Origin of the sequence: Brevundimonas naejangsanensis, assembly GCF_000635915.2 — a bacterium.
GTDB lineage: Bacteria > Pseudomonadota > Alphaproteobacteria > Caulobacterales > Caulobacteraceae > Brevundimonas > Brevundimonas sanguinis.
Genome location: NZ_CP015614.1, coordinates 873,858 through 891,829 on the forward strand (window position 1 = coordinate 873,858; position 17,972 = coordinate 891,829).

Here is a 17,972-nt window from a genome sequence, read left to right on the forward strand (position 1 = left end):
AGGGCGCTACTGCCTTGATCTCGAGATGAAGCGGAGATCATGCTCCAGCAGCGACCAACTTGGAGCCGCGTCGCTTCGCATTACGAAACCGGGCGCCAGCGGCGAGCTGCCTTGATCCGATGCGCTGTCTCCAGGTCGCATTCTGGTGAGGAAACGCAGGCCGTGGGTGGCTATGAGGATTTTGGGTTGGCGCTCAGGGTGTGAACTGGATTGTGCGGGCAAACTGGAAGTCTGCTGAACCGGGCTTGACGGTAGCATCCTTCATCAAGGCCAGGGCCGCCTCACTGAAACCGAGTCCCGGATGCGTCTCACCGAGTACGCGACAGTTGACCACCTTACCGCTTGCACGGGCCGTGCACTCCAGCGTGACGGCTACGCTCACAAGAGACGCAGCCTGGATGTCCTGCGCTGCGATCTCGCGGCGGACGAGCTTGGCGGCCGTCTCTGCATTTGGCGAAGCGTCCAGCACAAGTGCGACGGACAAGGCGATGATGATCATGCTGATACCCTCCGTCAGCTTAACTTCCGGTGGGAGACGACGTTCCTTCACAAGTGTCGGACGGCCATTGTTTCGGTGCGGGCGCGCGCGCTCCATCGTAGGTCATCTCGTCGGACTCACTGTGCGGGATCGGCGACTTTCACCGACGTCTGCGACCGTTACGGCTACACGAAGCAGACGCGCGGCCTCCAGATTTGATCCAGCCGTCTCGCCAATCTGAAACACTCTAGGATAGTGCGGTGAACCTTGCCGGCCACGCTGGGATCAGGCGCGCGCCGCCTATATCGCACCCTCAATCATCGAAAGGGAGGGGACATTCATGGCCGGCGGCTGGACCCGAGACGGCGCTGTGCTCGATCAGATTCACGACACCGTCGTCGACGGCGTCCTCAACGCTCGCGCGCGAATGCCCACGGGACCCGGCCGAGAATTCTGTCTTGAGTGCGGCGACGCCATCCCCGAAGCGCGCCGACGCGCCATGTCGGGGGCGGTGACCTGCGTATCCTGCCAATCCGGTCGGGATGCACGGATGGTGACCGGGGGCATCAACCGGCGTGGAAGCAAGGACAGTCAACTGCGCTAGGCTCGCTCGCGTCATCATGGCTGGTCACCATCGAGGCTATGTCCGGTATCCGCCATTTGCGCACCGGGCGGCCGCCCGGACGTAGATGTCATCATGGCGACCTATGACTTCATTGTTAGCGGCGTTGATCCTGAGATGGCTCTCCAAAGCGTAGCGTCGTCGGATGCTGATGCCTGGCGGGAGGCGGTCCTCTTTCTTTCGGAAATCTTGCGCGAAAGGCCTGTCCGGGAGGGCGGCGCCTTCTTGCTTGAGATCATCGTCCGCAACGAGGGTCGCGAAGTCTGCCGGGTTTGCGCGTCTTCCGGCTGAATCAATAGCCGAAGACCGGCGGAAGACCGGCGATTACGCCTAAGGGGGAACCGCAGAGCCGACCGTCTGCCGATCTTACTGCCAAAGAAATCAGCGTTCAGTCAAAGTAGGCTCGGTGAGGCTGCGCCTTTGGCCGGGTTGCGGACTTGGCGGCGCGGATCAAGGATTTTGATAAGTCGGATGGAGCAGGGCGACCTGCGCGACGTTGCTTCGAAAGTGCAAGGAGCAGAACCATGAGCGCGCGCGAGCAGACTATCAGGACGCAGGAACTCCCGGCGCTTCCGGGAAAACTGGGCGAAATCGAGGCCCTTCTTCAGGCGGCGAGATCGCTTGGCGGGACGAGCGGCGAACAAGCCGTCCTGGATGAAATCTCCCGGATCATCGCCCGGTCATCCGGCGACATCTACCAGAAGCCGCTGGGCTGAAGCTGATTCACGCCTGCTCGGGATCATGCGTGCCGTGGCGGTCCGGTTGCGGCGACGTCTGCGGTCGGGCTGCGCGGTCGGACGCGCCGACCCCGGTGCGTGTCCAGACCGGGTCTGCGGCCTTCTCTTCGGGAAGGCGTCGCGCGCCTCCTGGCGACCTTCCTTCGCCTGCCATCCCCAGTGTCGTCAAGACGACATTCTCGTCCAGAACGCCGCTCCTCGCGTTATGGCGCCGAAAGGCTGGAGACATGGGCGTCGTCGTTTCTTTTCCCACCAAAGCTCGCGCATTTCGCAAGCGCCGCGCCTGGTCCCTGCTGGCGGCTGCGGCAGGCGCCGTGGTTGTGGTCGCGGTCGGCATTTTGCTCGCGGGCCAGGACCTTCTTCGCGGAGCCCAGGCGGACCCATCGACCCAGGCGGCGGGACTCCTGTCGCAATCCCTCGCCGACGTCCCCTGATCAGGCCGTGTCGTGCACGCGGACATCGCGGGAGACCCAGCTGGCGGCTTCCGGCGGACGGAGCGACGCGGTTGTCGCGGCCGCTGCGGAAACTCCGCGATCGCCGCAACCGCAAGAAACGGCCCGTAGGCCTGCCAGATTCAGGATTTGGACCTTCCCACGACCGAAACGCACGAGTCCTTGGGCCTGGAGGCGTCCAGCGGCCGCGTTGACGCTGGTTCTCTGCACGCCGAGCATGGCGCCGAAATCGGCCTGGGTCAGGCGCAGGGGAGCGCCGTTGGCCCCGCAATGCAGCCGGACCAGCCATTTGGCCAGCCGCTCCTGAACGAGATGGGAGGCGTTGCAGACCGCTTCGGCGGCCAGACCGCTCAGGCGACCAGATGACTGGCGGGCTACCAGACGAGTCAGCCAGTCGCGGCCGAGGTGCTCGACGACGCAGTCCGCGGGTACGCGGCAAAGAGTGGTGTCGATCAGCGCCCGAGCCGGAGGGCGGTCGCCGTCGGGTTCCAGGGCTTGATCCCAACCGTGGACAGACCCCGCGACGATGGTCGCAACGCAGACGCCGTCGCTTTTAGGGAAGAGGCCCAGGACCCCCGCCAGAACAAAGGAGAGGAAACCGTCTTCCTCCAAGGCTTGGCCGGCAGGCAAGGACGTCAGCCGGCGGCGGGCCAGAGCGGTCGATTGAAAGCGGTGGGGAAGCGCTTGGAAGACAGGGTGGTCGTCCAGATCCAGGTGCGGACGATGAAGGCCGCAGCCTGGATTGGCGAGGCTGATCATAGGTTGCATGTCGGACTCCTGAGCCCAGAGTGACGCCCTGGGCGCGAACCGCACTTACATAGGTTAGGAAAAGAGCGGGACGGCCGCTAGCCGCTAGGCGCGCGCCGCGTGTTTGATGAGAGTCCGGCTTCGTACAGAAGGAACGAGGGTCCTGATGCCGGATTCAGCTTCCGGAACAGGAGGCGATATGGCTCTCTACACTATCCGCTACAGCGCACGCGGGACCGGCGTGCTGAGAACCGAGATCGTCGTCGCCGACGAGCCGCAGGGGACGATCGCCCAGGTGAAGCGCCGTCTGGGCGGCAGCCGGACCTTCCAGGAGGCCAGCGTTTTCGAGGACGGCGAGTTGCGCTTCAACATCTCTTCCGACGTCAAGGGCGTGGCGACGGCGGGGGAGAGATCAACCTGAGAACCTGAGCGAGAGCGGAGCGTGACGGAACGCGTCCCGCGCCCGGGGATTATCCAAGGCACACCCTGGCTCGAGGAGACCGTCCTGATCAGCCCCCTGATCCAGAAGCTGTCGCGTCGGGACGAACTCACGGCAGCCGAGACGCGGGTTCTGGAAGAACTGCTGCAACCCCCGATCGTCATACCGGCGGGGACGGATATCGTCAGTCAGCATTCAACCCCCGGGTTCAGCACCTTGGTCCTCGACGGGTTCGCCGGACGTTATGTCATGCTGACGAACGGCTCTAGGCAAATCACGCAATTGAACGCGCCAGGCGACTTCGTCGATCTTCACAGTCTGATGATGAGCCCGATGGATCACGGGGTGGTCGCGCTGACCCGCTGTACAGTCGCGCGATCTCCCCATGAGGGCCTGCGCCGCTTGACGGAGTCTGAACCCCATCTCACCCGGCTGCTCTGGCTGGATACCCTGATCGACGCCGCCGTGCATCGGCAATGGATCGCAGGTCTTGGGCGTCGGACAGCGGTGGCGCGGCTCGCCCATCTCCTGTGCGAACTCTATCTCCGGCTGGAGATCGTCCATCGCGCGGGAAGCTGCAAGATGGAGCTTCCTGTCAGCCAGGCCGTGCTTGCAGACATCCTCGGCCTGTCGGAGGTTCACGTTAATCGTTCCATAGCCCAGCTCCGGACAGCGGAACTGGTCAAATGGAAAGGACGCGCCATTGAGATTTGCGACTGGGACGGTCTGGTCAGGCAGGCGGAGTTCGAAGCAACCTATCTGAGGCTGACAAGAGCGCCGGTCTAGGATTGGTTCAGCTCGAGGCCGTGATCACAAGAGCTGGGCGGACCCAGTCCGGTCTTGTCGGAACGTCATTCTTTATGGAACGGGAACAAGATGAATAATAGCCCGCCGGCCAAGCTTTGCCGGCTGGAGTCCGCTTTTGGTCACTGGCGCTGGGACGGCCTCGACAAACCCATTCGATCAGGTGGACAGGCGAGGCTCCGGATGTTTCGCAACCACTGCAGGACGCGGGGATTGTTTCCGGACGCACAACCAGATCGTAATCGGGGGCGGCGGGGCAGCGGACTTGAGCTCGCCGCCCGTCTCGGGCGCCGGCTGGACCCCTGCGACGGGCCTCGCCAGGTGCTTCTCATAGATCGCGCGGTCTTCAATTTGCGAAAGCCCTCCTTCACGAGGTCGCGGCCGGCTCGCCGGATTCGAGACAGGAAGGTGTCGACTATCTCATGCTCGCGCGCCGCAATCATTTCAGGTTAGTGCTGGGCGAGGTCGAAGGGCTCGACCCCGACGCGCGCCGCCTTCGCCTGGGCTAAACCTATGATGCCGATGGCGGCCTGCTAATCGTGGCGCGGTCGCTTGGCTTCGAGCGCCTGGTCCGGCCTGAAGCCGGCTCCACCGTCGGGTCTCAGGAAGGCTCAAGCTTCACTGACGACAGAACGCCCAGATCATCGGACGCCCGCGCTCAGGCGCGCGGCGTCGGCGCGGGCGGCGGGGGCGCGCCCCGGCTTCGGAGGCCGCCAGAGCGGCGCATCAGCGGCGGCCGGCCGAAGAGGAGCGCCAACAACCGGCCAAGAAGGCCGTCCGGTTTTGTCGATCTGGATCCCGCTCTGGACATCACGCCATCCTGACCCTGCCCGCAGGGGCGCCCAATAACATGGGTTAGGAAGGCGGATCTCCGTCAGAGCAAACGATGGGTTCGGCGGCGCCCGGCGTCAGGCCCGGACGCCCGGACTTGTGGTCAGGCCCGACACGGCGGATGTCCTCGTCAAACGACGGAACGCCGCCAGGGACTGTCCGGTCACCTGGTCCATGTTGTAGTAGCGATAGGTGGCGAGGCGACCCACGAAGCTGACATCGTGACGCGCGAGGGCGAGCGCCTCATATTGCTTGAAAAGCGCCTGGTTCTCCGGTCGGGGGACCGGATAATAGGGATCGCCCTCGTCGCACGGATACTCGTAGCTGATGCTCGTGCAGGGATGCTGTTGCCCCGTCAGGCGCTTGTACTCCGTAACCCGCGTATAGGGCACGGTCTCGTCCGGATAGTTGACGACCGCGGCGGGCTGGAAGGTTTCCTGCTGGAGCGTTTCATGGCGGAACTGGAGCGACCGGTAGGGCAGGCGCCCGTAGCAGTGGTCGAAGAACTCGTCGATCGGGCCCGTGAAAACCAGGTGGTCGTAGACCACCTCGGCCTCGACATCCCTGAAGTCCACGTTCGTCTCTACCCGGATGCCGGGATGATCGAGCATGTTCTCGAACATGCGCGTGTAGCCGTTCAGCGGCATAGCCTGGAAGGCGTCGGTGAAATAGCGGTCGTCGGTGCTGGCCCGCGTCGGAACGCGCGCCGTCACGGAACGGTCCAGCTGCGACGGGTCCAGGCCCCACTGCTTGCGGGTATAGCCTCGGAAGAAGGTCTCGTAGAGCTCGCGGCCGACGGCTGAGATCACGACATCCTCGGATGTGACCACCTTGTCGACCGGCTCCGCCCGCGACGCCAGGTAGGCTTCGGCCTGCTCGTCGGACCTGAGATCCAGTCCGTAGAGAAGGTTGAGCGTCGTGCGGTTGATGGGCATGGGGACGAGCCGGTCCCCCACGCGGGCCAGAACGCGATGTTCATAGGGGCGCCAAGGGGTGAAGCGGGAAAGATAGTCGAACACGTCCGCCGAGTTGGTGTGGAAGATGTGGGGACCGTACCTGTGAACCAGGACTCCCGCGGCGTCGGGCTCGTCGTAGGCGTTGCCTCCGATGTGGGACCGGCGATCAATCAGGAGCACCCGGCGTCCGCTCGACGCCAGACGCTCGGCCATGACCGAACCCGCGAACCCCGCGCCGACGACGAGAGCGTCGTAGTGCGAAGCCCGGCCCGACGGCCGGATGAAGGGAGCCTCAGGCGCCGCAGCGAGGGCGGAGGCGCTTTGGCTCTCGCGCCGGCCTCCGTCGTGCGGGGCAGGGTCTCTTTGCGAGGCGGCTCTGTCGACCATGACCGCCATCCGGGCCTGGGTCTGGTCCCATGACAGGTTGGCCAGCGCGGCGTCCGCCTCGTCCAGCCAGGCCCGGTTCTCTCTCTGAACGAGGGCTGCATCACAGCCGGCCACGAAGGCGTCGGCGCCGGCCGCGATGTGCACGCCTTGCAGCGTTCCGTAATGCCGCATCACGTCGGCGATCGGGGTCGAGACCACCGGCCGGCCCCCCGCCAGGTATTCGGGGGTCTTGGTGGGGCTGATGAAACGGGTGGACTCATTGATCACGAAGGGCATGAGAGCCGCGTCCCAGCCGCCCAGGAGGTCCGGGAGCTCTTCGTAGCGCCTTAATCCCAGGTAGTGGATGTTGGGACGGCGGGGCAGGTCCGCTTCGTCGATCTTGACTACGGGGCCCACGAAGATGAGCGACCAGTGGGGTCGGGCGTCGGCGACCGCCGCTATGAGATCCAGGTCCATCCGTTCGTCGATGACGCCGTAGAAGCCGAGTCGCGGGCCCGGCAGGCCTGCCTGGGCCGGATGATCGGCCCCGCGGCGCGCCCGCGCAAAATGCGGGACGTCGACGCTGGAGGGGAAGGGGTGGATGTTGGCGTGCCGGGTCCGCCTAGCTTCGTATAGGCTGAAACCTCCGGTGAACACCACGTCCGCCGCGCTCATCAATTCGGCCTCGAGGATTCGGAGCTCCGGCGGTGCGAACCGGAAGGCGGAGAGCTCGTCCATGCAGTCGAACACCACGGCCGCGGCCTCCACGTGTCGGGCGATCGGCAGCATCATGGGGGTGTAATACCAGAGCACGGGGCGGACCACCGCACGTTCCGCGAGAAGATCCTCCAGCAGCGGTCTCACGACGGCGTCCCGGCAGGGCCCATCGACGCCGTGCGGCAGTCGCGGCGTCGCAACCCGCACGCCCGTGTCCGGGCAGACCCGGACATCGAGGCCCACAGGGGCGCCCGGGTCGGCGGGGAGGGGTTCCTCAAGGAAGATCACCGGCCGGGTCCGTGCGAAACGGGCCATCAGATGCTGGGGCCGCTGGAAGACGAAATCCCACCGCAGATGAGAGAGGCAGACAACAGGATCCCGTCGCGCATGCGGAAGATCGAGAATGTCGGCGGCGGGGACGGCGGAAGACTGGGTCATGGCGGCTTTCATCAAGGGGTCCTTGATCAAAGCCTGCGGCCGCCGCCCGTATCCCTGTGTCGGGTCGAGGGCACAGGGCCGCCGCAGAGGCGTCGGTCGATCAGCAGATCCAGGGCGCGCCGCAGCGGGGTTTCCGAAACCGTGAAGGGCCAGGCCCCGGTTCCCGCATCGCCGTCGGCCGCCAGGCGCAATCCGCGCCGTTCACACTCCGCCATGAGCTCGGGGTCCAGGTCGATGCAGGAGATGGCCTGCGCCGGGGCGGCGTCGCCCGGTCGACGGGAAGCGCGCGTAGACGCCGCCGGCGTGTAGAGCAGGCGCTGGGCGCGCCGCCACCAGCCGGTCTCGGTCGCAAGCGCCATGCCCGTGTCCCCGTCCAGCGCCAGATCTCGCACCAAAGCGGCGAGGGCAGTCGCGCGAGGCGCGCCCTCCGAAAGGTCGAAGACGCCGGTTTCATAGCGCCCGTCCGCGCGGGTCAGGAGACTGTCCCAATCGAAGCTGCCCAGGAGATTCCAGACGGTCACCGCCTCCACCTTGACCCCCGAACGGCGAACCTCGAGAGCCGCCGACCAGCATTCGTGGAGCCAGCGCAACTGCTCCTCGCGGGTGCAGCCAAGGTGGCATTCGGTGACGATGAGGGGGATACGGTAGCGGTCCCAGAGCGCTTGCATGTGGGCTTTCCAGCCGGGCGGCGGGGGGTCGAGGACGCGCACCGCCTCGACATCGGCGTAGGCGAGACGCCCGTTTCCGCCATGCAGGGCCGCGGGGTAGCGATCCAGCCGGTGATCCAGAAAGCGATCGCTGGTGAGGTAGTGATTGAGGCCGATCACCGGCGGGCAGGGATCGGCCGAAACGGCGTCCAGCCGAGCGGCGAAACCCATGCGGGCCAAATGAGAATAGAGGTCGTGATCAGGCGTCACCCGTCCGCAGAGGAGGTCCCAGGTCATCAGCCTTCGGCGGTTCTCGTGATCGGCCTGCTCCTGACAAGGCGGGGTGGCGTAGGTCCGGCCGAAATCCTCGGTCTGGATCAGGCGGGCCTCCGGTATGATCCGGCGGATCTCGCGCATGGCGCCGCGCACGGCGTCGACCTGGTTCAGCAGGGCGAGCCAGAAAGACCATTCATCGCGAAGATGGGGATGCCACAGGCCATAGAGGGCGCTGAAGCGCGCTGTCGTCAGGGGTTCGTTCACCGGGGTCCAGTCCCGGATCCACGGATAACGTCGCGCGGCCGCGCCGGCAAAACGCGCCAGACCGGGCGCGAACTCCGGATCGAGAAGGCCGGTCCACGCCGGACCGGACCCGTGATGCACCAGGCCGGCGGTCACCCCCATGCCCAGGGCCCTGATCCGGCCCATCCTCCGGTCGGCCCAGGTCCAGTCTAGTACGCCCGGGGAAGTCTCCGTTCTTTCCCACAGGAGCGGGTAGCGCAGCGCCCGCAGGCCGAGCGCCGCGAACCGGTCCAGGTCCTCCTCCCTGTCCTCATGTCCGCTGAGGACGGTCTGGTCGCGAAAGGTTTCGCCGACGCGGTTCAGCGAGCACTCGTGACCGCCCCAGATTTCAAGAGGCGGCTGTTCAGGCGACATGGGCGTGGGCGGCGGCCGGGCCGAAGCGGGGCGCCAGGCGCCAGGCGAGGGCGGTCCCGATGATGGCGTCGATGTCCGTGAAGGTCGGCGACCAGTCCAGACGACGACGCGCGAGGCCCGGATCCGCTACGAGCACGGGCGGATCTCCGGCGCGCCGCGGCGCGGCCTCCCAAGGCACGGGGCGGCCCGTCGTCCGCTCGACCGCGGCGATGATCTCAAGCACGGACAGGCCTCGGCCCAGTCCGAGATTCATCGCCAGGAAGCCGGCTTCCCCCGTCGGAACCGTCAGGGCTGCGACATGGGCCTGCGCAAGGTCGGCCACATGGATGAAGTCCCGCACGCAGGCGCCGTCGGGCGTCGGGAAGTCCAGGCCGAAGAGCTTGAGGGGAGGTCCGAATCCCAGTGCGGCTTCAAGGGCGAGGGGAATAAGATGGCTTTCGGGCTGATGGGCCTCGCCGAGTTCTCCCTCCGGGTCAGCGCCCGAGGCGTTGAAGTAGCGCAAGGCTACGCCTTCCACGCCATGGGCGCGGGCATGGGCGGCGATCAGGCGTTCTGCGGCCAGTTTGCTGTCGCCATAGGGATTGACGGGACACGCCGCCGCCGTTTCGTCCAGAAGCCCGGATCCGGCCTGGCCGTAGACGGCCGCGGTGGAGGAGAAAACGATCCGCCGCACGCCCTGGGCGCGCATGGCGGCCAGCACCGAGGCGACGCCATTGAGGTTGACGTCCCAGAACGCCGCCGGGTCCTGGACGGATCGACCCACCTCGATCAGGCCGGCGAAGTGGATCACGCCCTGCACGGCGTGCCGCTGCATGCAGGCGCCGAGGGCGGCGCTGTCGCGCACGTCTCCTGTCACCAGAGGACCGTATCTGACGGCGTCGCGATGGCCGTTGCTCAGGTCGTCGAACACCACGGGTTCGAATCCGGCGGCGGCGAGCGCCTTGCAGGCGTGGGAGCCGATATAGCCGGCGCCGCCCGTCACCAGTATGGTTTTCATTAGAGACCTCCGTCGCCGGAGGGGAAGGGGCGAGCCGCCTCGAGGTTGCCAGTGTCCGATCCACGACTTGGGTCCGGCCTCGCCCGAGCGCACAGGCGCGGCGCCGACAAACTGGTTGAGAACGCTGGCGGCGCGACCTAGGTCCGGGTCGAGGCCGCCGTGGAACGGGTGTCGCCGCCCGCGTTCTGTCCGGCGCGGGAGATCTTGATGGGCTTCTTTTGCTCCAGACCGTCGGTGCGTCCGTCGGTCCGGGCCGGCGCTGTCACCGTGGGGTCGGTGTTCTCCTGGGGGTCGGGTCGGGGCGGCGTGTCAGGGTTTCGAGTCATGGCGTCCTCGCGAGCGGGCATGAGGTCAACCCGTCCCCGGCCGGCGGGTTCCGGCCGCGCGGTCCGTCTACGGCGGTGGAATGAGCGGCCCGCAGACGGCGCTGAGATTGGCCGCCTGAACAAGACCGGGCAGATCCTGCAGCAGAGTGCGTCCCGTCCGGTAGTCGACGAGGACGTTGCGTCGGAGCTGCTGCAGCGTGCGGTTCATGTGGACCGCGCTCAGGCCGAGGATATCGGCGAGCACGTCCTGGGTCAGGGGAAGGTGCAGGGCGCCGCCGCGCGCCGTTCCCAGACGCACCTGCCGTTCGTGCAGTTCCAGCAGCAGATGGGCCGTGCGTTCGTAGGCGTTGAGCCGGCCGAGCCGGACGACCTGGCGCGCCATGCGCAGCCGCTCGGCCGTCCGGCAGCGCCGCCAGGCCTCGCTCAGGGGAGAGGCCTGGGCGCCGGGTTCGGAAAGCGTGGTCCAGAAGGCGGTGGCGTCCACCGTGACGACATCGGTGAGGGCCCAGACCAGGAGGTCGGCGTCTACCGATCCGGAGGCGACGATCACGTCGCCGGGGAGGCTGAGACCGATGATCTGGCGTCGCCCGTCGTTCAGCATGGCGCCGCGCGCGATCCAGCCGCTCGCCACCAGCCGGGCCTGGTTGCGTTCGGGATCCATCGGAATGGCGGCGCCGGACGGCTGGTGCTGCGGCGCTCCGCTGAAGCTGCGACGGACCAGGTCTCTTCCTTCGATACCTATCGGGGCGAAGCTGGCCAACATAATCTCCAGAGGGGCGGTGAGCCGCGCTTCAAGACCTGCATCCGACTGATTCTTCATGGTCTTCGACCAACAGCACGGCTTCGGCGTCCAGTTCTTCACATAGGTTGGTTTTTGCGCATTTCGCCTGAGCCAGCGGGCGAAGTTCGGCGTCTCGAGCGGCCCTGCCGGTCCAGCAGGCGGCGCCGAGGCCGTTGCGCGGCAGGTGTCGGCTCTCAAACCCTCGGAGCGGATGTTTAGCGCAGGCGCCAGCCGCCAGGGCGAGAGGGCGCGGGGGCGTCGCGCGGCGTCCAGAGCATTTGGGCGTCGGCTGCCGCACAGGGGGGCCGCAGCTGGACTCTTCAGACGGTGACGACGGCGCCGACGGCGGCGATGCGCTCGACCTCGGCGTAGGAAGGCCGCGCGAGGCTGGCCCCGAAAACATCAGGATCGATCTCTTCATAGACCAGCCGCGCCCCCGCCTGGCCCGCCAGGGCGGCGAGGGCGGCGCGCACCAGGTCCTGGCCGGCCACGACCGGGGCGCCGGTGTAGAGCACGAAGGCTCCGCCAGGCGCGAGACGGGAGAGGGCTTCGCTCGCCCATCCCAGAGCGACCTCCGCCCCGTATTGACCGCCTCCGTCGCGATACAACCGCCCGTTGCGGCCAGCCATATAGGGCGGATTGGCGGCGATCAGGTCCCAGACGCCCTCGGCTGGAAAGCCGCCCGGGCGGAGGTCGATCGCGAGCCCGGCATGTCGGGCGTTGAGGCGGCTTAGGCGAAGGGCCTGGGGATTGATGTCGGTCGCGGCGACAGCGGCGGCCGGATCGAGGGCGGCGATCGCCAGGGCTCCGGCTCCCGCCCCGACGCCGATCTCCAGCGCCTGTCGCCAGGCGCAGCCGGACAGGGCCTGGCGCAGGAAACGCACGTAACGATAGCTGTCCGGTCCCAGAAAGACGGCTTGCTCGTCCGCGGACGAGGCGGAATGCAGGTGCAGGCGTCCGTCCAGACGGCTCACGCGCAGTCGGGCGCGCAAGCCATCGGGGTCTTCGGCGAGGGCGTCGGCCGCCGTCAGGACGTCCATAAGCCACGCGGGCGCGATTTCGGGACAGAAGGCCCGGCCCCAACCAAGGATATCGCGAAGAAGGTCGGCCTCGGCCGCCCGGCGCCGCCGCGCGACCAGGCGATGGACCGCCGGGGTCGGCGAGACGAAGTCATAACCGACGCTCTCCAGTCGGGAAAGCAGCTCAAGCAGCGCGGCGTCGCCGGGCGCAAAGGCCTGCGTCGTCACGCCGAGCGACGCAGGGGAGCCTGACCCCAAAGATGCGCCCGGTAGGCGTCGAAACAGCGGGCGCCGGCCATCAGCCGCATGATCGCGCCTTCAGCAAGGGCGCGGACGCACTCCGGCCGCTCCTGCGCTAGGGGGCGAAGCACTTCCTCGTTCCAGGCTTCGGAATGGGCGATGTCCAGGGTCGCGTGGAGGGCGAAATACTTGCGCTCCACGCCGACGCCCAGCCGTTTCAGGCCTTCGGCCACATGGGCGGCTCGCCATGGGGCCGTGAGCTCCACCGCCCCCAAGGCCCCGAGGGCGTGGTAGGCGTAGCGTCTCTGGGTGGAGAAGGCGACAAGGGTATTGCCCAGGGCGAGGGACGGCCACGCCGTTTCCTCGATCCGGGGATGCAGGTCGAGCGCCGTCGCTAGACGGTCCAGCATGGGACCATGCATGCCAGCCTCCGATCCGCGACCCATTTCGTCCCAGTAGTTGCGCGCCAGCTCGAGCTTGGGCCGGGTCGGCATCTTGACCTGGGCCATCGCCACGAGGTCCTCGAACCCCGCTTCGCCGGCCACCTCCTGCAGCAGGAACCAGCGCATCTCCTCCATCGAGGCCGTCTCGGCCAGCCAGGGGAAGAGCGGGTCCGCCTCGCCGGGACCGGATCCCTTGAGCGCCTCGAACCAGGCGACGAAGCCGTCCGCCGTGGCGGGGAGATCGGCGAGCCAGGGGGCGGCCTCGACCCGGGCCCGTTCGATGAAGTCGCCCTCGACCAGCATCATCTCCGCATCATGACGGACATCATCGCGCCAATCACGGCGCGGCGTGGCCGGGGCGAGGCGGCGGTGGTTCCAGTGCGCCAACCGGCGATGAAAGCCCGCCGGGTCCGAGGGTTCGGAGGCGAGAAGCGAGGCCGGACCTTCTGAGGACATGAAAGGCTCCTGTGAGTGGGGATTGCCATACGCCTTGCCGCGGCCCCGGGTTCCCGAAGGGACAGGAGGCGGCGAAATCCCGCTCTCGGTGTCCGGTTTCGGACAGTGGAACTGGGTTCGGGAAAGTCGGTTCAACCAATCCTTCAGGGAGGTGTCGAGTGGAACAGAATGGATTTGCATGGACGATCCGCCAGGTCGGGGAGACCTGGACCTGGGCTGTGACAGCCCCGGGAGGCGGGACCGTCCTTGTCTCCGGCCAAGCTCCGTCAAGGGCCGCAGCCGCCGCCATGGTGGTCCGCGCCCTAGCGCGAGGGATGACCGAGGCGGCGCCTCGGGAATTGGCCGCATAGGCATGACGGCGACGAGCGGAGAGCGGGTGATGCAGGTCCTGGAGCGAAGCGTCTATCGCGGCCCCCACCTGTACAGCGCCAGGCCCATGGTGCGGATCCGCCTGGATCTGGGGCGGATGGAGGACTGGCCGACGGATCGGCTGGGCGATTTTTCGACTCGCCTGCTGGAGGCGCTTCCCGGCCTGGATCGACACGGATGCTGCTACGGGGAACCGGGCGGATTTGTCCGTCGTCTTCGGGACGGAACCTGGTTCGGCCACGTGGCGGAGCACGTCGCCCTTGAACTGCAGACGCGCGCGGGAACCCCTGTCACCCGGGGTAAGACGCGTTCGGTGCGCGGGCAGCCGGGCGTCTACGACATTCTCTTCACCTATCGGGACGAAACGACGGCCCTTCTGGCCGGACGGCTGGCCCTGCAGGTCTGCAACGCCCTGCTGCCGGAAGCGCTCGCTGGGATCAGCGGCCTGGACCGGGTCTGCGCAGACAGTCTGGATCCGCGCCTCCCGGACGCCGTCCAGGCCGACGAGGCGGCGGCCATTCTCCGCGACGCGGTGCGCCGGACGGCGTTCGGCCCCTCTACCCAGGCTCTGGTCGACGCCGCGCGACGCCGAGGGATTCCCGTCGAACGTCTCAACACCGGGAGTCTCCTGCGCCTGGGATGGGGCGCCCGGCAGAGACGCCTGCGCGCCAGCGTGACGGACCGCACGGGCCTGATCGCGGCGGAGCTGGCAGGCGACAAGGCCCAGGCCAAGGCCTTGCTCGAAGCCGCAGGCTGTCCAACCGCGCGCGGGAAGGTGGTGCGCACCGCGGACGAGGCCGTGGACGCGGCCGCACGCCTCGGCGGCAGGGTCGTGGTCAAGCCGCTCGACGGCAACCACGGACGGGGCGTGACCACAGGCCTGGACACGCCCGAGGCCGTCAGGAAGGCTTTCGCTCTGGCCGCGTCCCACGCAAGACGCGTCATTGTCGAACAGGAGCTTCCTGGCCGGGATTATCGGGTCCTGGTGGTCGACGGCAGGGTCGTCGCCGTCGCCGAGCGTCGGCCGCCGTGCGTCGAGGGCGACGGGCGCCGGTCGGTGTCTGAACTGGTGGAGGAGGTCAACGCCGATCCGCGTCGGGGCGTCGGCCATGAGAACAGCCTGAGCGTGATCCGTCTTGACGAGGAGGCGCTGACGCTACTGGCCCGCCAGGGCCTGTCCCCCGAAAGCGTTCCGGGGCCCGGCGTCAGGGTCCTGCTGCGAACCGCGGCCAACCTTTCCTCGGGCGGGACGGCGACCGACCGGACCGACGAAATCCATCCGGCCAACGCCGCCATCGCCCGGCGGGCCGCCCTGGCCCTCGGCCTGGACGTGGCCGGGGTGGATCTTCTGGCGCCGGACATCCGCCGCTCGGTGCGCGACACCGGCGGGGGCGTGGCCGAGGTCAATGCGGCGCCGGGATTGCGGATGCATCTGTCGCCTTCGGAGGGCGAGGCGAGGGACGTCGCCCGGCCGATTGTGGACATGTTGTTTCCGCGCGGCGTCCGGTCCCGGATCCCAGTGATCGCGGTGACGGGCACCAACGGGAAATCGACGGTGGGCCGGATGATCGCCCATGTGCTGCAGACGGAAGGACGCGTCGTGGGTCTGACCAACACCAGCGGCGTCTATGTCGACGGGGAGAGGATCCGCGCCGGCGACGCCAGCGGTCCGCGCAGCGCCCGCATGGTGCTCAATGATCCTGTCGTCGATGTCGCGGTGCTGGAGTGCGCCCGAGGCGGCATCCTGCGCGAGGGGCTAGCCTTCGACCGCTGTGACGTCGGCTGCGTCCTCAACGTCCAACCGGACCACCTGGGGCTCAAAGGGGTGGACACGCTGGAGGACCTGGCGAAGGTCAAGTCGGTGGTGGCCGAGGCCGTGTCCCGGCGGGGGCTGAGCGTCCTCAACGCCGATGATCCCCTGACCCTGCGTATGGCGCGCCATGCCGGAGGCCGTGTCTGCTGGTTCTCCATGCGCGGCGGCGCCGAGACGCCGGGCTTCCTGCTCAAGCATGTGGCCGAAGGCGGCGCGGCGGTCCTCTATGACGCCGCGAGCGGCGTGATCGAGCTTCATGACCTTGGCGAGCGCCGCCGGTTGGGCCATGCGGCGGACCTGCCTTCGACCCTGGGCGGGGCGGCCGCCTTCAATGTGGCCAACATCCTGGCGGCTTCGGCAGCCTGCTACGGCGTGGGCGTGCCGCCGGAGCGGATCGGGGCGGCCCTGGGAAGCTTCACATCCAGCTACGAGCAGAATCCCGGCCGCCTCAACATCTGCGACCAGCACGGCTTCCGAGTCGTCATGGACTACGCCCACAATCCGGACGGCCTTCGGGCGCTCTGCGGCCTTGTGGCCGCGATCCGGCCCGCCGGCGGTCGGACCATCGCCATGATCAGCATCCCCGGCGACCGGCGGACGCAGGAGATCGTCGCCATGGGCGAGATCAGCGCCGGCTTTTTCGACGAGGTCGTCTTCAGGGAGACGCCTGACAACCGGGGTCGTCCCGCCGGTGAAGTGATCCGCCTTCTCGCCGAAGGCGCGCTGCGAAGCGGTGCGGACGGCTCGCGTTTCCGCGGCGTGCAGAAGGAAGAGGACGCCGTGGCCGCATGTCTTGAAGCAGCGCGACCCGGGGACCTCGTCATCCTGACGCCGACCCGTATCGAAGCAGTTTGGGCGCAGATCCTGGCCTTTCGTCCCGCCTTCCCGTCCTCGGCCCTGGGCTTGAATGCGCCCGGCGTCATCCTGGAGCCTCCCCATGGGTAAGGGACCCCTGATCATCATCGGCGGACATGAGGACAAGACCGGCGAGCGGGTCATCCTCAAGGAGGTCGCCCGGCGCCTCGACGGCGGCAAGCTGGTGATCGCGACCATCGCCTCCCATAAACCCGAGGGCTATTTCGACAGCTATCGGGAAGGCTTCAAGGGCCTCGGCGTCGGGGAACTGATCGAGCTCTATGTCGAGGACCGAGCCGAGAGCCATGAGCAGGACCTTCTCGACAGGCTCGAGGGAGCCGCCGGCGTCTTCTTCAGCGGCGGCGACCAGCTCAGGCTGGCCAGCCAGATCGGCGACACGCCGATCGAACGACGCATTCGCGATCTCCATGCGCGCGGGGGCCTGATCGCAGGCACATCGGCGGGGGCTTCGGTGATGAGCGAGACCATGTTGGTCAAGGGGCCGAACGCGGAATCCTATCGGATCGGCGAGGTGCACATGGCCCCCGGACTGGGCTTGCTCCCCAATGTCATTATCGATCAACATTTCGCTGAAAGGGGCCGGTTCGGCCGGCTGTTGGGCGCCGTGGCCCACAATCCGCGACTTATGGGGCTGGGAATCGACGAAAACACCGCGGTGGTGGTCGAGCAAGGGGCGCTGCGGGTGCTCGGAGACGGCGCCGTATACGTCGTAGACGGGGCGGACGCGACCCATTCCAATATCTCGGAAGGCGGCGCCGAGGACGCCCTGTCCATGTTCGACGTGCGCCTCCACGTCATGTCGCAAAGCGATGTGTTTGACCTGGACCGCCGTCGCCCCCAACGCGCCGGTTCGGAGGGAAAGGGTGAGAGCGGCGATCCGCTGTGACCTGAATCCGACACGCCGACCCGGGCGCCGGTTGGACGGGTTAGCCTCCTGTATCGATTGCAGGAAGGACAGCCGACATGACCAATGCAGACGACATCTGGCGTGATGTCTTCGTGACGGGCCTCAAGAACGCCCACGCCGTGGAAAACCAAGCCCTGGCCCTGATGGATCGCCAGATCGATCGGGCGCTGAACTTCACCGAGGTCGCCGACCGGTTGAAGGCCCACCGTCTTGAAACCGAGGGACAGATCCTGCGACTGGAGACCCTGCTGGAGGGCTTCGACGAGAAGCCGTCCGGCCTTAAGGACGCTGCGCTCTCGCTCGGCGGCAACCTGGCGGCCATCGGCCACAGCTTCGCCGAGGACGAGATCCTGAAGAACGCCTTCGCCAACTACGCCTTCGAGAACTTCGAGGCGGCCTCCTATCGGGCCCTGATCATTCTGGCTGAGAGCGGCGGCTATGCGGCGGCCTACGACCCCCTCGCGGCCACCTTGGAGGAGGAGGTGCGCATGGCGCGGTGGGTCGACGAAAGCCTGCCCATGCTGGTGGAGAAGCATCTCGAGCTGAGGCGCGCCGGCGAGAACTCCAGCCGCTGACTC

The 17,972-nt window shown here is 67.4% G+C and carries 18 protein-coding genes; 9 read left to right on the top strand and 9 right to left on the bottom strand.

All coding sequences use genetic code 11. The features are described 5' to 3' along the window. Nucleotides 1-193: 193 nt before the first annotated feature. Nucleotides 194-499 carry an energy transducer TonB gene (locus DA69_RS04150; protein WP_025977326.1) on the bottom strand — a complete coding sequence of 102 codons (306 nt, stop codon included), beginning with the start codon at nucleotides 497-499 and terminating at the stop codon, nucleotides 194-196. A gap of 319 nt (nucleotides 500-818) precedes the next feature. Between DA69_RS04150 and DA69_RS15095 the strand changes: the two genes are divergently transcribed. The 4 genes from DA69_RS15095 to DA69_RS04165 all read left to right on the top strand — a co-directional run bounded on the left by DA69_RS15095 (nucleotide 819) and on the right by DA69_RS04165 (nucleotide 2,271). Then, a complete protein-coding gene (locus DA69_RS15095) occupies nucleotides 819-1,082 on the top strand; it encodes a DksA/TraR family C4-type zinc finger protein (RefSeq protein WP_025977325.1) in 264 nt (87 codons plus the stop codon). Nucleotides 1,083-1,175: 93 nt separating this feature from the next. Beyond that, the gene (locus DA69_RS04155; protein WP_025977324.1) at nucleotides 1,176-1,391 is read left to right on the top strand and encodes a DUF6894 family protein; all 216 of its coding nucleotides are present in this window, start codon (nucleotides 1,176-1,178) and stop codon (nucleotides 1,389-1,391) included. Nucleotides 1,392-1,624: 233 nt separating this feature from the next. Further along, nucleotides 1,625-1,816, top strand: coding sequence for a hypothetical protein (locus DA69_RS04160; protein ID WP_025977323.1), 192 nt, complete (start codon nucleotides 1,625-1,627; stop codon nucleotides 1,814-1,816). Nucleotides 1,817-2,064: 248 nt separating this feature from the next. Then, entirely contained in the window at nucleotides 2,065-2,271 is a 207-nt protein-coding gene (locus DA69_RS04165) for a hypothetical protein (RefSeq protein WP_025977322.1), read from the top strand. Here DA69_RS04165 and DA69_RS14270 read toward each other — a convergent pair whose 3' ends face one another. After that, nucleotides 2,272-3,048, bottom strand: a complete 777-nt coding sequence (locus tag DA69_RS14270; RefSeq protein WP_235599211.1) for a Crp/Fnr family transcriptional regulator — start codon at nucleotides 3,046-3,048, stop codon at nucleotides 2,272-2,274. A gap of 187 nt (nucleotides 3,049-3,235) precedes the next feature. On the opposite strand from DA69_RS14270, the gene DA69_RS04180 reads away from it, so the two are divergent. Together DA69_RS04180 and DA69_RS04185 are read left to right on the top strand one after the other, a co-directional pair. Next, nucleotides 3,236-3,457, top strand: coding sequence for a hypothetical protein (locus DA69_RS04180; protein WP_025977319.1), 222 nt, complete (start codon nucleotides 3,236-3,238; stop codon nucleotides 3,455-3,457). A gap of 21 nt (nucleotides 3,458-3,478) precedes the next feature. After that, on the top strand, nucleotides 3,479-4,261 hold the full coding sequence (locus tag DA69_RS04185; RefSeq protein ID WP_235599212.1) for a Crp/Fnr family transcriptional regulator: 783 nt from the start codon (nucleotides 3,479-3,481) through the stop codon (nucleotides 4,259-4,261). 926 nt (nucleotides 4,262-5,187) lie between these two features. Here the strand turns inward: DA69_RS04185 and glf are convergent. The 7 genes from glf to DA69_RS04215 all read right to left on the bottom strand — a co-directional run bounded on the left by glf (nucleotide 5,188) and on the right by DA69_RS04215 (nucleotide 13,429). Beyond that, nucleotides 5,188-7,587: a UDP-galactopyranose mutase gene (gene glf / locus DA69_RS04190; protein ID WP_025977317.1), complete on the bottom strand. Its 2,400-nt coding sequence runs from the start codon at nucleotides 7,585-7,587 to the stop codon at nucleotides 5,188-5,190. Between the two features lie 26 nt (nucleotides 7,588-7,613). Beyond that, a complete protein-coding gene (locus DA69_RS04195; protein ID WP_064108273.1) occupies nucleotides 7,614-9,167 on the bottom strand; it encodes a hypothetical protein in 1,554 nt (517 codons plus the stop codon). After that, complete coding sequence (gene galE / locus DA69_RS04200; RefSeq protein ID WP_025977316.1) at nucleotides 9,157-10,164, bottom strand: UDP-glucose 4-epimerase GalE; 1,008 nt, start codon at nucleotides 10,162-10,164, stop codon at nucleotides 9,157-9,159. Before galE ends, DA69_RS04195 begins: the two co-directional genes overlap by 11 nt. 137 nt (nucleotides 10,165-10,301) lie before the next feature. After that, a complete protein-coding gene (locus DA69_RS14515; protein WP_145915894.1) occupies nucleotides 10,302-10,490 on the bottom strand; it encodes a hypothetical protein in 189 nt (62 codons plus the stop codon). Nucleotides 10,491-10,557: 67 nt separating this feature from the next. Continuing rightward, nucleotides 10,558-11,310: a Crp/Fnr family transcriptional regulator gene (locus DA69_RS04205; protein WP_025977314.1), complete on the bottom strand. Its 753-nt coding sequence runs from the start codon at nucleotides 11,308-11,310 to the stop codon at nucleotides 10,558-10,560. Nucleotides 11,311-11,591: 281 nt separating this feature from the next. Beyond that, on the bottom strand, nucleotides 11,592-12,518 hold the full coding sequence (locus DA69_RS04210) for a methyltransferase (RefSeq protein WP_029972528.1): 927 nt from the start codon (nucleotides 12,516-12,518) through the stop codon (nucleotides 11,592-11,594). Continuing rightward, nucleotides 12,515-13,429 carry an iron-containing redox enzyme family protein gene (locus DA69_RS04215; RefSeq protein ID WP_025977313.1) on the bottom strand — a complete coding sequence of 305 codons (915 nt, stop codon included), beginning with the start codon at nucleotides 13,427-13,429 and terminating at the stop codon, nucleotides 12,515-12,517. The genes DA69_RS04210 and DA69_RS04215 overlap by 4 nt, the downstream gene beginning before the upstream one ends. A 352-nt stretch (nucleotides 13,430-13,781) precedes the next feature. Between DA69_RS04215 and cphA the strand changes: the two genes are divergently transcribed. From cphA to DA69_RS04230, 3 genes are all read left to right on the top strand, one after another. Beyond that, entirely contained in the window at nucleotides 13,782-16,556 is a 2,775-nt protein-coding gene (gene cphA, locus DA69_RS04220) for a cyanophycin synthetase (protein WP_051582082.1), read from the top strand. After that, a complete protein-coding gene (locus tag DA69_RS04225; protein WP_035302233.1) occupies nucleotides 16,549-17,373 on the top strand; it encodes a cyanophycinase in 825 nt (274 codons plus the stop codon). The genes cphA and DA69_RS04225 overlap by 8 nt, the downstream gene beginning before the upstream one ends. A 77-nt stretch (nucleotides 17,374-17,450) precedes the next feature. Then, nucleotides 17,451-17,969 carry a ferritin-like domain-containing protein gene (locus DA69_RS04230; protein ID WP_025977310.1) on the top strand — a complete coding sequence of 173 codons (519 nt, stop codon included), beginning with the start codon at nucleotides 17,451-17,453 and terminating at the stop codon, nucleotides 17,967-17,969. The last annotated feature ends 3 nt before the right edge of the window (nucleotides 17,970-17,972 follow it).

Excerpts from the sequence above, each read along its gene's own strand:
- DA69_RS04150 (WP_025977326.1), bottom strand. The coding sequence starts at position 499 with ATGATCATCATCGCCTTGTCCGTCGCACTTGTGCTGGACGCTTCGCCA.
- DA69_RS15095 (WP_025977325.1), top strand. The coding sequence starts at position 819 with ATGGCCGGCGGCTGGACCCGAGACGGCGCTGTGCTCGATCAGATTCAC.
- DA69_RS04155 (WP_025977324.1), top strand. The coding sequence starts at position 1,176 with ATGGCGACCTATGACTTCATTGTTAGCGGCGTTGATCCTGAGATGGCT.
- DA69_RS04160 (WP_025977323.1), top strand. The coding sequence starts at position 1,625 with ATGAGCGCGCGCGAGCAGACTATCAGGACGCAGGAACTCCCGGCGCTT.
- DA69_RS04165 (WP_025977322.1), top strand. The coding sequence starts at position 2,065 with ATGGGCGTCGTCGTTTCTTTTCCCACCAAAGCTCGCGCATTTCGCAAG.
- DA69_RS14270 (WP_235599211.1), bottom strand. The coding sequence starts at position 3,048 with ATGATCAGCCTCGCCAATCCAGGCTGCGGCCTTCATCGTCCGCACCTG.
- DA69_RS04180 (WP_025977319.1), top strand. The coding sequence starts at position 3,236 with ATGGCTCTCTACACTATCCGCTACAGCGCACGCGGGACCGGCGTGCTG.
- glf (WP_025977317.1), bottom strand. The coding sequence starts at position 7,587 with ATGACCCAGTCTTCCGCCGTCCCCGCCGCCGACATTCTCGATCTTCCG.
- DA69_RS04195 (WP_064108273.1), bottom strand. The coding sequence starts at position 9,167 with ATGTCGCCTGAACAGCCGCCTCTTGAAATCTGGGGCGGTCACGAGTGC.
- galE (WP_025977316.1), bottom strand. The coding sequence starts at position 10,164 with ATGAAAACCATACTGGTGACGGGCGGCGCCGGCTATATCGGCTCCCAC.
- DA69_RS14515 (WP_145915894.1), bottom strand. The coding sequence starts at position 10,490 with ATGACTCGAAACCCTGACACGCCGCCCCGACCCGACCCCCAGGAGAAC.
- DA69_RS04205 (WP_025977314.1), bottom strand. The coding sequence starts at position 11,310 with ATGAAGAATCAGTCGGATGCAGGTCTTGAAGCGCGGCTCACCGCCCCT.
- DA69_RS04215 (WP_025977313.1), bottom strand. The coding sequence starts at position 13,429 with ATGTCCTCAGAAGGTCCGGCCTCGCTTCTCGCCTCCGAACCCTCGGAC.
- cphA (WP_051582082.1), top strand. The coding sequence starts at position 13,782 with ATGACGGCGACGAGCGGAGAGCGGGTGATGCAGGTCCTGGAGCGAAGC.
- DA69_RS04225 (WP_035302233.1), top strand. The coding sequence starts at position 16,549 with ATGGGTAAGGGACCCCTGATCATCATCGGCGGACATGAGGACAAGACC.
- DA69_RS04230 (WP_025977310.1), top strand. The coding sequence starts at position 17,451 with ATGACCAATGCAGACGACATCTGGCGTGATGTCTTCGTGACGGGCCTC.